Below are 13084 nucleotides of genomic sequence, written 5' to 3' on the forward strand. Positions count from 1 at the left end.
AGCATGTCACGATGCAATTAAGATTAAGCGAGCCGTTGCGCTTATTCCTCCAAGAGAAGGGGCTGCCTTCTGGGAGCGGGGTCATCCCCGAAATCTCGCAGTAGGTTGCCAGAAGTTATATGGCTCAAATAAGTATTGGAAAGAGCGGTATGGTTACCACAAACGCTCCCTCTCAGAAACAGCGATGTATCGAGTTAAACAGTTATTTGGTGGTCGTTTAAGTTTAAGAAATTACAATGCACAAGTGGGAGAAACTTACGCGATGATAAAAGCGTTGAACAAGCTCACTGGGTTAGGTATGCCTGAAACTTGCCGTATTGACTAAGAAACGCACGAAATGGGGCTGCTCTGTCTCTAAACTGAATTACGCAACAAAGCCGCTCTGCGCCGACATTCTCGTATGATTGGAATAAGGATCAGGCGGAAATTCCGTTGAATATAAGCGTAAGCAAGACTACTGTGTTGAACGGACGTCCTTGGAAGTTTGGCATTGAAGCGAACTATTACCTTGAGAAAGACGAAGAAACGCGTCCAGATTTTATGTTGAGCTTTAATATCAGCCCAGTTGTTGAAAATAAGCTGGCGTCTTTGTTTGATTAATCTCAGTGTGGAAGAGTAGAAATGAAAAAGGCTGAACGATGATCGTTCAGCCTTTTGTGTTATTGGATTGAAGCGATTCTATTAACCCCCAGCAGCCTGCATGATGAGACCACAGATGTAAGCGCCGTATGTACCTAGTGCGTAACCAAGTACCGCCATTAGGATACCTACTGGCGCCAGAGCTGGGTGGAATGCAGCTGCTACGATAGGAGCCGATGCTGCGCCGCCAACGTTAGCTTGGCTACCGACAGCCATGAAGAACAGTGGTGCACGGATAAGCTTCGCCATCACAATCATTAGAATGGCATGGATAGTTAGCCATGTGATACCAATGAAGAAGTAGCCTGGATTGTCTAAGATAGCCGTCACATCCATTTGCATACCGATGGTTGCAACTAGGATGTAGATGAACGCTGAACCAACTTTAGACGCGCCGCTGTGCTCAAGGCTGCGTGTAGATTTGAAGCATGAAGCGATGAGCGCGAACGTTGTCACCATTACGATTAACCAGAAGAAGCCTGATGTAAGGCTGTATTTCGCGAGTTCTGGAGCGTTGGTCGAGATCCAAGGTGCGATTAGGTCACTGAATAAGTGAGCTAGACCGGTAAGACCGAATGCAATTCCCGTGATCTTCATTAGATCTGTTGTGGTTGTTGGGCGAGCGTTCTCTTCTTGGTATTTAGAAACCGTCTCTTTTAGCTCTTCGATAGATGATGTGTCTGCTTTTAACCATGCATCAATCTTCTTTTGGCGACCTGCCATGATAAGTAACACGGCCATCCAAATGTTCGCACAGATAACATCAACCGTAATCATTGCAGAGAATAATTGATCATCAACCTCGAACACTTCTTTCATTGCTGCTTGGTTCGCACCGCCGCCAATCCAAGAACCAGCAACGGTTGTGAGGCCGCGCCATACGTCGCCAGATACAAGCTCAGGGTTAATTTGGTCGATGATCAAGATAGCCAGCGGGCCACCGATGATAATGCCGACAGTACCGGTTAGGAACATGATGACGGCTTTTGAACCAAGGCCAAAGATTTTACGTAGGTCTGCTGAGATGATCAGTAGAACGAGTGCGCTTGGTAATAGGTAGCGACTTGCAACGAAGTATAACTTAGAGTTTGATGCGTCGATGATGCCTAAACTGTTAAGTAGAGAAGGCACAAAGTAACAGAGCAATAGACCCGGAACGAACGAGTAGAATTTTTTCAGTGCGCTATTTTGGCTACTTTCCGTGATAAAAACACCGCCAAGAATAACAGCTAACATGCCCATTATTACTGCATCATTAGTAATCATTATTATATCTCCTTTAAGGTGAGCGCAACCGCCTCACTTTTTGAAGTGCAGGACTATACCGACAACTGGCATGCGTTACAAATTGTAACGATAGACATACTTTGAAACGTTTGTGTTAATTTTTATGGTTTGGATTTGTGAATGCGGAGCGTTAATTATTGGCGATGTGAATGCTTTAGTGGCGACTTGTGAGGCGTGTTTAGATATATGCAATGTAACTCAAACGTTAGAGGATGGTCGCTACGAATTAGAACGACGACTGAAGGGCTTAAAAGAATGCATATATACCCGCACTAACGGTGTGGTTTTTATGGAGGGGTAATGTTTTATAAATGTAAAAAGTGAATTCATTTTTGACGGGTAGCTTGAGATTGAAAATTATAACTGGATCACATAAATGTCGTGGTTCATCTGATTTAGGTTCCGTGTTTTGGCTTCATCGGTCGTGCTATTCGTATTTAGAGAATGAAAAAGCGACCCGAAAGCCGCTTTTTGAGTGGTTGTTAACCTCGAATTTGAGCTCTGCTTAGGTTTGTTCTTCCTCAAAGCCATCTGCATAGCCTTTCGGTGGCGGTGTCCAACCTCGTTCTGAGCGAGAGTGCTTGTCTGAACGGTCCTTCTTCATGTCTTCTTTCATTGCTTCTTCAAGGTGAATGAAGATTTGTCGGTAGTTGTTGTCGTAACGTGGGTTCTCTTCAGCATCAGACCAAGCTTGGTAAAGCTTTTCAGACTTACGACTTTCAACACGTTGATACGTTGATTTTTGCTGTTCGACGAAGAAAGGGTGGTGCCCTAAAGAACGTAAAGCTTCTGCGCCCATTTCGAGTGCCGAGTGGTACGTTTCTGAGACTACAGAGTCTGCACCAGCTTCTCGTAGGCGGTAACTGTGACCACGGTCGAACGCACGCGCTAAAATTTTCACTTTAGGGTAGGTGTGTTTAACGTATTTTACTAATTCAACGCTTGAGTCTTGGTTATCGATAGCGACGACAAGCATTGCCGCTTCTTCGATTCCTGCGGTATGCAATAAGTCATGACGAGTTGCATCACCAAAGTAAGATTTGATATTGATGGAGCGTAACAAATCGACTTGGTTAGCTTGGTGATCCAAAACCACAGTATTGACATCATTCGACACCAATAAGCGGTTAACGATTTGACCGAATCGGCCAATACCAGCAATGATCACCGTGCCTTTCTCTTCGATAGTATCGGCCTCTCGATCGTTAGACTTTTGCTCGTAACGAGGAAGTATCACTTTATCAAATAGAATGAATAAGCCTGGTGTTAGGAACATTGAAAGAGCAACAACCAGCGACAGAGTTTGGACTATATCAGCAGGCAATACGTGGTTTTGAGCCGAGAAGCTAAGTAGTACAAAACCAAATTCACCGGCTTGCGCCAAGCTCAACGTAAACAACCAACGGTCGCTATTTTTAATTTTGAAGATCAACGCCAATGTAAACAACACCAAGGCTTTAAGTAGCATAACACCAAGAGTGAGGCCAATGATCAAACCAAAGTCGTTGAATAGAACATCAAAGTTGATGCCCGCACCTACCGTAATGAAGAACAAGCCAAGTAGCAGCCCTTTAAACGGGTCTATATTAGACTCAAGCTCGTGGCGGAATTCACTGTTCGCCAATACCACACCCGCAAGGAAGGTTCCTAAAGCTGGTGAGAGGCCGACTAGGCTCATTAGTGCAGCAATACCAATAACCAACATCAGTGCGGTTGCAGTAAAGATTTCTCGCAAGCCTGAGCTCGCCACAAAGCGGAACAGTGGACGACTCAAGAAGTGCCCGCCGACCACAACAATCGCAATAGATGCTGTGATCACAAGGCCATAAGCCCAGCCGGGTAGGCCAGCAACAAGACTCAACTCTTCATGGTGATCAGAAGTCGAAGCGACCGCGCTTTGTGCAGCTTCGATTAATTCTGGCAATGCCAATAGAGGGATAAATGCCAGCATCGGAATGACAGCGATATCTTGGAACAGTAAGACCGAGAAAGCATTCTTGCCGCCTTCTGTCTTGGAGAGCCCTTTCTCATTAAAGGTTTGGAGAACAATCGCGGTAGATGACAGTGCGAAGATCAAACCGATAGTCAGTGCGATCGTCCAAGGTTGCCCGAAGAACAGAGCAATCCCCATGACTATGGCCGTTGTGCCACCAACTTGTAGGCCGCCGAGCCCCATCAGGCGGTTTCTCATTGCCCAAAGCATCTTCGGCTCAAGCTCAAGCCCGACCAAGAACAGCATCATTACTACACCGAATTCGGCAAAGTGTTGAATGGTCGTGGTCTCTTCACCCACTAAGCCGATGATTGGGCCAATCACCACACCGGCAATCAGGTAACCAAGCACAGAGCCGAGGCCAAGCCTTTTGGCGATAGGGACGGCGATGACTGCCGCGAGCAAATAGATAAATGCTTGTAGAAAATATCCTGTCATGATCTAACCTCTGCTCATCATTTCATCGACATAATGGTTTAGCTTTTCAGCCTTGCTTGCCTTTTTAAGATCGACTTCTCCCGCAACAAAAGCCTCTAAAAGCGATTTGTAGCTATTTACATGATCTTGAATTCGGCCTTCTTCTAACGCAGTACGTGAACCAAACAAAGCCAATGGAGCCAAGTAGTTCATGCCGCACAAAGACGCCGTTTGTTCGATTGGGTGAAGCAGTTCACGGATGGTGAAGTGGTTATAACCGTCAGTTTGATAAGCCTCTTTTTTGCCGCCAGCGGTGATACTGCATAACAAGCTCTTACCTTGCAGTTCATTACCGTCGGTGCCGTAAGCAAATCCGTATTCTAGGACGAGGTCTTGCCATTCTTTAAGAATCGCGGGTGTTGAGTACCAATATAGTGGGAACTGAAAAATGATGATGTCATGGTCCAACAGGCGTTTCTGTTCACGATCGATATTGATCTTGAAGGTCGGGTATTCAGCATAAAGATCGACACAGGTGACGCCTTCAATACGCTTGGCTTGCTCAAATAAGGGTTTGTTCGCTTCAGAGCGATGCTGAGAAGGGTGGGCGAATAGCACCAAGACTCGATTTTTCGACATATAGCCCTCTTTGTCCATTAACGAATAATATTTATTGGAATTATAGATATACAATAATAGAAGAATGGTTGAACAACAACGAATTAGCCCATACTTATCTAGTTAGATGCGCGTGTTTTTAGGGACTTAATTATATAAAACACCCGTCAATTTGAGTATTTCCGGCACACGCAGCCGATGACTGCGTAAAACTAATTATTCGCTAATAATAAAAGCGAAGAGGTGCACTTTATGTCACCGTTGAAGGCTAACGTAAATAATTCAATCACCCTACATAGAACGACAATGAATAAAGGAAAAGGTATGAGCACGGACTTGCGTCAACAATGTAATTTGCTGCTTTCTGGTCACTTCGATCCAACACCAGCACAAACCTTCGCGCAAATGGCTGAATGGTGTGAGGCACCTAATGTGAGCCATGATAGCTACGGCGATGGTGAGTTTATCGAGAGCTTCGAAAACAAAGTCGCGGAACTGCTAGGTTATGAAGCGGCTGTATTTGTGATTACTGGCACAATGAATCAACCGACAGCGTTAGAGATTGCTTGCCAAGAAAAAAGAAATCCTTTGGTGGCGATGCACGAATCCAGCCATATTATGCGCCATGAACGCCAAGGGTATCAGCTCCAGAACCGTTTCAATATACTTCCGGTTGGTAATGTATTTCGCACTTGGAATGTCGACGACTTAAAGGCTTGGCCTGATGAGATTGCCGCGGCATTGTATGAACTACCGATGCGAGAGATTGGTGGTCAGTTGCCTGAGTGGGAAGAGCTTGAAGCGATAAAGCAGTACTGCAAAGAACAATCGATTCATCTGCATATGGATGGTGCTCGTTTGTGGGAGTGTGGCGCGTATTATCAAAAGCCATACAGCGAGATCGCGAAGGGGTTCGATACAGCTTATGTTTCGCTCTATAAAGGGTTAAATGGTCTTGGGGGGTCACTCCTACTAGGTGATAAGGCTTTCGTAGCAAAAGCTTCAGCGTGGATGAAGCGTCAGGGCGGAAATGTTTATCATCGCACGCCTTACGTGGTTTCGGCAGCAATGCAGTTTGATCAACGGATCGAGTTGATGCCAGCATTGTATGAGCGTACCAAGCAAATCTATCAAATATTACAAGATTACCCGCAGTTCAAAGTGAACCCGCAGCAACCCCAAGTAAACATGCTTCACCTCTATTTACCGGTGAGTTTTGAGGATGGCATTATCCTGCGCGACAATATAGCTAAGAAGCACAAGGTTTGGATAGGAAACCCAGCGATCAGCGAACTGCCTACCCAATGTAAGATTGAATGGTATGTGGGTGATAACTTACTAAACTTGCCAGATCATAAGCTGATCGACATTCTAGACTTTATTAACGAAGAGCTGATTTAATTAACTAAGAGTTGATTTGATCGCAGAAGAGTTGAATTGATTACAGCAGAAGTGAGTTAACTGAAATGAATACAGGACATGTTTCCTGTATTCATTTTTACGCCGATAGGATAGCGGGGGCTCGTTACATGTATTGGTTGATGTACACGTCGACTAAAAACATGAATACAGGCACTGTGCTGAGAAGTCCGAAGAAGACGATTGGCACCCAGTTTTTCATTTTCTTTTTAGGTTGCTCAGTGTTGTTCATAAATTCGGCCTTAAATTAGTTGTTGTAGCTGTTTAGCTTTGTGATACTAAAAATCTACGAACATGGTATCAAATAAAATCGATGATCCCTATGCGGATTTGGCGTTTCGTGGTGTGTATCAATCACAGAAAATGTAGGCGATTCATAAGCGGTTCATAAAGACTCAATAATAATGAACCTATTAGAACAAGTATTGCCTTACTCGGCATATGAAATAAACAGCATTCAAAGATTTGGATAAGACAACATGAGAACAATAGGAAACATCATTTGGTTTCTGTTTGGTGGCGTATTTATGGGATTGGCATGGTGGTTCTTCGGACTGCTCGCATTCCTCACCATCGTTGGTATTCCATGGGGTAGAGCGTGTTTTGTAATGGGCAACTTCTCATTCTTCCCATTTGGTCAAGAAGCGATTTCACGTGATGAATTGACCAATGAAACTGACATCGGTACCAGCCCACTTGGTCTGATTGGTAACATCATTTGGTTCTTATTTGCTGGAATCTGGTTGGCGATTGGTCACATCATGTCAGCAGTAGCGTGTTTCATTACTATTATCGGTATTCCGTTTGCGATTCAGCACCTTAAGCTTGCGGTTATCTCATTGGCGCCAATCGGTAAAACGGTCGTCGACAAGCGTGAAGCAGAGGCGGCACGAGTAAGAAACTACAAGGGTTAAGACTACAGTTTAAGCCTTATATAGAACTGAAAAAGCACATCACATGATGTGCTTTTTTGTGCCTCGTTTTCGATCTAACGATGCCCCAATCTCACAAACACTCACTAGATACTAGTTCCACTAGACATTGTTGAACAAGACTTCAAGCCTAAGGGTGATGTTGGCTTCTTCGGTATGTTTCTCATAGGGCTCTCGTTCCCATTGGTAGCGCGGAATCAATTCGTAGAACAGCCATTCTTTCCAAACGTTTTCTCGGTAGGTTATCGACACCTGTGAGTATTCGTAGTGGTTATACGGCACGCTGGTTGCTGCAATCGTCGCGCTGTATTGCAGAGCTTGGTCTTGAGAAAGATAGTGATACAAAGTTAGCCCCGTACCGTACTCCCAGCCTTTAAGGTCGTCGTTATAACCTGCAAAGTTCGCCCATCGCACTAAGAAGTCATCACTCAAAGAAAGATCAAAATCGATATCGGTGATCTCGCCAGTTTCTTGCTTTTCTTGATACACACGTTGGGTCAGCCTGAATACGGCATCGGTAGTGAGAGGGTAGGTAAAGCGATAACGAGCTTCAATACGCGGACGCAGTGTCGCTTTAATATTGAAGCTACTGTAACCCTTCGCATAAGCATCGTAACGAAGGCCGAGTGCGCTCTCTAATTCCTCTGAATCTTGTGGAAAGAAATCAAAGAACTCTTCATCGCTGACAGATTCGTAGATTAATTTTAGGCGCTTACTCGCAAAGGGAAGATGTAAACGTGCGTTGAGCTTGGTTGAGTAGTCGACGTCACCACCTTCTGAGTAAATAAAATCGTTGTACCAACGGACAGACGTGCCCGCTCGAGCATCTTCGGTAATGCGGTCATCGACAAAGAAACTGTCAAACCATAATGCGGGTTGGCAAAATTTACTGTTTAGGTAGTGATAGGCTTTTTCGACAGGGGCGTCTTCTAGCGGCTGACTGTGGCACTCATTTTGTTCCTCTGCTTGAGCGGAGTGGATAACGAGTGAAGCTAATAATGAGGTGCTAACTATCCAACGACTCAATGGAACCTGTTTGTCATTCTATATATCAATAGTTTAACTATAACCAAGCGATCGCAACAATGCGACTTTTTAGTGGTGAGCAGTGAGTGATTAGTCACTACTGATTAGTGATGAGGGTAAAGATCTGAAAGGTATCGGACAGATAAAAAAACGGGCTCAGAAGGTGAGCCCGTTTGTGTTAGCTATTTGTTTTTAGCAAGAGCCGCGTGTTTCTAGCTCGAATAAATTGTCGCTAGATTACATTGCCGCTTCGAAGATCGCTGAGATTTCTTCGTGAGTCGCTTGTTTAGGGTTAGTGAAACCACAAGCGTCTTTAAGAGCGTTGTCAGACAGAGTCGGGATGTCTTCCAATTTAGCACCCAGTTGAGCAATACCTGTTGGGATGTTCACGTCATTTGCTAGTTGAACAATCGCGTTGATAGCTGCTTCTGCGCCTTGCTCTGCTGTCATACCTTCAACATTCACACCCATCGCTTTTGCAACATCACGTAGACGATCTGGACAAACTTGAGCGTTGTAACGTTGAACGTGTGGTAGCAAGATAGCGTTACATACACCGTGTGGAAGGTCGTAGAAACCACCCAGTTGGTGCGCCATTGCATGAACATAGCCAAGAGAAGCGTTGTTGAATGCCATCCCCGCCATGAACTGTGCGTAAGCCATTTGCTCGCGAGCTTCAATGTCTTCACCGTGCGCTACTGCTGTTCTTAGATGTGCTTGCACAAGTTCGATTGCTTTAATCGCAACTGCGTCTGTGATTGGCGTTGCTGCGATTGAAACGTAAGCTTCGATTGCGTGTGTCAACGCATCCATGCCTGTTGCTGCCGTTAGTGATGCAGGTTTAGCAAGCATCAACTCAGGATCGTTTACTGAGATAAGCGGTGTTGTGTGCTTATCAACGATAGCCATCTTAATGTGACGAGCTTCGTCAGTAATGATGCAGAAACGCGTCATTTCAGAAGCTGTACCTGCTGTTGTGTTGATAGCAATTAGAGGCATCATTGGCTTTTCAGACTGGTCTACGCCTTCGTAATCTGCAATTTTGCCGCCATTAGAGGCAACCAGAGCGATACCTTTTGCACAGTCATGTGGCGAACCGCCACCTAGTGAAACAACGAAATCACAATCGTTGTCAGTTAGTAACTCAAGACCATCGTTCACGTTAGTGATGGTTGGGTTTGGTTGAGTGCCGTCGAATACAACTGCGTCTACGCCACGCTGGCTAAGAAGGTCTTGTACCTGTTTAACTACGCCAATTTGGTTCAGGATCTTATCAGTAACGATCAGACCTTTTTTAAAGCCTTGAGACTGAATGCTATCAGCAGCATCCTTCAGACAGCCAGTACCCATGAAGTTGATTGTAGGGATGTAAAATGCAGTAGACATTGGAAAACTCCGTTAATTATGATTTTTAATTTCCTACATGTTGTCGGCATTCAAGTGGTCGACCATTGTTCTGGAACAACTTTGATTCCGAACTACCACTTTGTGATTATGTGTTGTGATAGGGCTCATATAGCAATCGTTTTTATGGTTTTCTTATGTGTTTATTGTCAGTAATGGAAAGCGAACGATTGATAGATTTTATAACAGAATTACGTTCCATGACCATGAAAGTAAAGGCTATTCACTCAACGTCGGTTCAAGTTCAGTTTGTGTCGATGGTTTGCGTGAGTCATCGTTAGCTTCAATTTGAGGTTGCTGAGACTCATCGGTATCTAAGGCGTCAGAGGTGTCTTCTGGTTGTTCATCATAATACTTAACAAGGAATGGGGTGAGCATGACGGATGACGGTAAGAAGTGCTTCATGGTACCTCCCGGTACTTAAGTGTATTTCTTGTATGGTATTGGTTTAATATGTGGCAAAATTTGCGATACATCATGACTTGTTGCTTGTTTTCTATAAATTCTTAGAACTATATTCAGGCTCACAAAATTGATAGTAGAATGCACATCTGGCCTTTGAGGCAACGAGAAAATAAATACAAGCACTGCTCAACCGCGCGAATAATAGGACATAAAATGAAGTACGATTGGATATTCTTTGATGCAGATGAAACTTTGTTCCACTTTGATGCTTTTCAAGGAATGAAGCTGATGTTCTCCCGTTTTGGCGTGGACTTTAGCGAACAGGATTATTCAGTTTATCAAGAGGTTAATTTGCCATTATGGGTCGATTACCAAGATGGCCGTATTACGGCGGCACAACTGAAGCACGCGCGTTTTGAAAGCTGGGCAACAAAATTAGAGACAACAACGGCAGCACTAAACAGTGCGTTTTTAGCCGCAATGGCAGACATCTGTTCTCTGCTTCCTGGTGCAAAAGAGTTGATGGAGTCGTTAAAAGGCAAAGTGAACATGGGCATCATCACCAATGGTTTCACAGAGCTGCAGTCAATCCGTTTGGAACGAACAGGAATGACAGACTACTTTGACCATGTGATCATTTCTGAGGAAGTCGGTGTCGCTAAACCAGACGCGGAAATTTTTGAGCATGCGCACAAGCTGATTGGATTGCCATCAAAGCAAAGAGTATTGATGGTCGGGGACAACCCACACTCTGATATTTTAGGTGGCTTGGATTTTGGTATTGAGACCTGTTGGTTGAACCGCCAAGAGAAAGCGACGCCAGCAGGAATTAACCCTCATTATCAGGTCAAGTCTCTGGCTGACCTGCAAGCACTTTTGTTGGCATAATTGCTAATTGCTAATTGCTAATTGCTAACTGCTTTTAGAATTTTGAGTAAATGATTGATAGCCGAGTACAGTTATGTGCTCGGCTACTTATTTTTACTCACTGCAACTTATCGATAGTGGTGTTTAAGCCTACCTTTGCTTAAGCTCGCTTTGATTACCTAATTACAATAAAGAGAAGGAAGAGGCGTGCTGAAATCTCATCGCCATAGCTGCTACGGCATTGCTGCCATTTTACTATGGAGCTGCTTAATTGCATTGTCTCGTAGTGTGTCAGAACAACTGGGCCCAATTGGTGGTGCTGCCAGTCTTTATACAGTGAGCTCACTGTTGTTAGTCTGTGTTATGGGGTTACCTAAGCTGTCGCGCTTCTCTAAATCGTATTTGATGATCGGTGGTGCCTTATTCGTTTGCTACGAAATCTTCTTGGCTCTGGCTTTAGGAATGGCAAATAGCCGACATCAAGCCTTAGAAATGGCCGTTATCAACTACCTATGGCCTGCACTAACGGTGTTGTTTGCGGTGCTGTTGAGTGACAAAAAGATAAACTGGTTGGTTTATCCAAGTATCGTCTTAGCGTTTTTTGGCGTGGCTTGGAGTATCAGCGGCGATCAGGGGCTTTCTGTCGATCAAATCGCGGCTAATATTGCAACCAACCCTAAAACCTATTCGATGGCATTCTTCGGCGCGATTATTTGGGCGGTATATTGCAATTACACCCAACGCGTTGCTAAAGGACAGAATGCGATTGTGCTTTTCTTTATCGCTACGGCGATCACTTTGTGGATCAAATACGCATTGAGTGATGAAACCGGCATGGTGATGACTTCAAGTGCTGCGATTGACTTAGTGCTTGCTGGGGCATGTATGGGGGCTGGTTACGCGCTTTGGAACACAGCGATTCTGGGGGGGAATATGGTGTTTCTTGCAACCATGTCTTACTTTACGCCAATCTTCGCGACGTTACTTTCCTCGATGATTTTGGGCTTGTCATTGACCATGACGTTTTGGCAGGGCGTATGTATGGTAACTGTTGGTTCACTGGCTTGCTGGTGGGTAACCAGAGACAAAAAGACGACGGTTAACGCGTCGGCTTCTGAAGAGGTTCAGTCTTGAACTTAAGAGAGAATGCTCTTAGCTCGCGATATTGAGGTTCAATTGAAGCTCATAAGGCATCTTAGATAGGCGTCGCTTAAGTTGGCGGCGCGTACGTTCAATATCATCGACCGCAATCGCTTGTTGGTCGTTGGTATGAATATCAACATTGATTCTTAATTCAGGACCAACCTTAGTCACACCCATTAGCTCCAAATCTTGGTCCGCATCTTTGTCCACAGCGACAACATTCTTATCTACCGCGTCACAAATATCTTTGGTTGCCGACATCATTAGCAGTTCACGCATTGCTTCACGCAACATGTCGAACGGCACTTTGATGAAGTAGAAAGACATCAGCAACATCATCATTGGATCGGCATATACCGCGTATTCAGCAAACGGAGAGTAAGCCACCAACCAAGCAACAACGAAACCTGCCGTAACTGCCACACTCAACAGCGTATCCATTTGCCACTGTTTAGACTCAGCTTGAATCAAACCTGAAGAAATACGTTTGCTCTTGTTAGCGATGTACCACCAAGCGTAACCACAACCCAATACGTTGAAAATACCAAACAGAGTTGCGATAGAAGCATCAACTTCACGACCACCTGTCATCAGAGCACCAATCGCAGAGTAAAGCGAATAACCGACCACAAGCAGAATCACAATCGCTTTAATGGCGATTACGATTGGCTCAATGATTGCTCGACCGAACGGGAACTCCCTGTCTGATGGGCGATTAATGTATTTCGAAGCAGCTAGTGACAATAAAGTTAACAGTAAACTGATAAGAGAATAGACACCGTCAAATACTATGACTAGAGAGCCAACGAGAAGACCCAACACCAATCCGCCAATCGCGAAGCCTGATGCTAAAAGGGCTGAGAACAATAGTACTCGGTTTTCGTTTTGGCTTTTCCTGTCACACATAATATTTTCCAGATGTTTTTGATAACTT

12 protein-coding genes and 2 pseudogenes are annotated in these 13084 nt (G+C 44.6%); 6 read left to right on the forward strand and 8 right to left on the reverse strand.

Translation table 11 applies throughout. The features are described 5' to 3' along the window. Positions 1-325 (forward strand): annotated as a pseudogene (locus ACED28_RS03090) (IS5/IS1182 family transposase); the annotation flags it as partial. A 56-nt stretch (positions 326-381) separates the two neighbouring features. Further along, positions 382-600 (forward strand): annotated as a pseudogene (locus ACED28_RS03095) (hypothetical protein); the annotation flags it as partial. A gap of 81 nt (positions 601-681) precedes the next feature. Here the strand turns inward: ACED28_RS03095 and ACED28_RS03100 are convergent. The 3 genes from ACED28_RS03100 to ACED28_RS03110 all read right to left on the reverse strand — a co-directional run bounded on the left by ACED28_RS03100 (position 682) and on the right by ACED28_RS03110 (position 4975). Continuing rightward, positions 682-1905, reverse strand: a complete 1224-nt coding sequence (locus ACED28_RS03100) for a DUF819 domain-containing protein (RefSeq protein WP_371709255.1) — start codon at positions 1903-1905, stop codon at positions 682-684. A gap of 526 nt (positions 1906-2431) precedes the next feature. Further along, positions 2432-4357, reverse strand: coding sequence for a monovalent cation:proton antiporter-2 (CPA2) family protein (locus tag ACED28_RS03105; RefSeq protein WP_371709256.1), 1926 nt, complete (start codon positions 4355-4357; stop codon positions 2432-2434). 3 nt (positions 4358-4360) lie between these two features. Next, complete coding sequence (locus ACED28_RS03110) at positions 4361-4975, reverse strand: NAD(P)H-dependent oxidoreductase (protein ID WP_009845593.1); 615 nt, start codon at positions 4973-4975, stop codon at positions 4361-4363. A 303-nt stretch (positions 4976-5278) separates the two neighbouring features. On the opposite strand from ACED28_RS03110, the gene ACED28_RS03115 reads away from it, so the two are divergent. Then, positions 5279-6355: a low specificity L-threonine aldolase gene (locus ACED28_RS03115; protein WP_371709257.1), complete on the forward strand. Its 1077-nt coding sequence runs from the start codon at positions 5279-5281 to the stop codon at positions 6353-6355. A 124-nt stretch (positions 6356-6479) separates the two neighbouring features. Here the strand turns inward: ACED28_RS03115 and ACED28_RS03120 are convergent, their stop codons facing one another. Further along, positions 6480-6605: a hypothetical protein gene (locus ACED28_RS03120; protein ID WP_017060906.1), complete on the reverse strand. Its 126-nt coding sequence runs from the start codon at positions 6603-6605 to the stop codon at positions 6480-6482. 247 nt (positions 6606-6852) lie between these two features. On the opposite strand from ACED28_RS03120, the gene ACED28_RS03125 reads away from it, so the two are divergent. Then, positions 6853-7287, forward strand: a complete 435-nt coding sequence (locus tag ACED28_RS03125) for a YccF domain-containing protein (protein WP_017111843.1) — start codon at positions 6853-6855, stop codon at positions 7285-7287. Between the two features lie 120 nt (positions 7288-7407). Here ACED28_RS03125 and ACED28_RS03130 read toward each other — a convergent pair whose 3' ends face one another. The 3 genes from ACED28_RS03130 to ACED28_RS03140 all read right to left on the reverse strand — a co-directional run bounded on the left by ACED28_RS03130 (position 7408) and on the right by ACED28_RS03140 (position 10140). Further along, a complete protein-coding gene (locus ACED28_RS03130) occupies positions 7408-8331 on the reverse strand; it encodes a hypothetical protein (RefSeq protein WP_371709258.1) in 924 nt (307 codons plus the stop codon). A 237-nt stretch (positions 8332-8568) separates the two neighbouring features. Next, positions 8569-9717, reverse strand: a complete 1149-nt coding sequence (gene yiaY / locus ACED28_RS03135; protein ID WP_012600397.1) for an L-threonine dehydrogenase — start codon at positions 9715-9717, stop codon at positions 8569-8571. 237 nt (positions 9718-9954) lie between these two features. Continuing rightward, positions 9955-10140, reverse strand: coding sequence for a hypothetical protein (locus ACED28_RS03140; RefSeq protein ID WP_009845588.1), 186 nt, complete (start codon positions 10138-10140; stop codon positions 9955-9957). A 213-nt stretch (positions 10141-10353) separates the two neighbouring features. Here ACED28_RS03140 and yjjG point away from each other — a divergent pair, with 213 nt between their 5' ends. Both yjjG and yddG read left to right on the forward strand, forming a co-directional pair. Further along, positions 10354-11028, forward strand: a complete 675-nt coding sequence (yjjG, locus tag ACED28_RS03145; RefSeq protein WP_017103719.1) for a pyrimidine 5'-nucleotidase — start codon at positions 10354-10356, stop codon at positions 11026-11028. 186 nt (positions 11029-11214) lie between these two features. Further along, positions 11215-12141 carry an aromatic amino acid DMT transporter YddG gene (yddG, locus tag ACED28_RS03150; RefSeq protein ID WP_017101727.1) on the forward strand — a complete coding sequence of 309 codons (927 nt, stop codon included), beginning with the start codon at positions 11215-11217 and terminating at the stop codon, positions 12139-12141. Between the two features lie 18 nt (positions 12142-12159). Here yddG and ACED28_RS03155 read toward each other — a convergent pair whose 3' ends face one another. After that, on the reverse strand, positions 12160-13056 hold the full coding sequence (locus tag ACED28_RS03155; protein WP_065105429.1) for a cation diffusion facilitator family transporter: 897 nt from the start codon (positions 13054-13056) through the stop codon (positions 12160-12162). Positions 13057-13084: the final 28 nt, after the last annotated feature.

The organism is Vibrio sp. 1F253, assembly GCF_041439295.1.
In the GTDB taxonomy this organism is placed as follows: Bacteria; Pseudomonadota; Gammaproteobacteria; order Enterobacterales; family Vibrionaceae; genus Vibrio; species Vibrio tasmaniensis_A.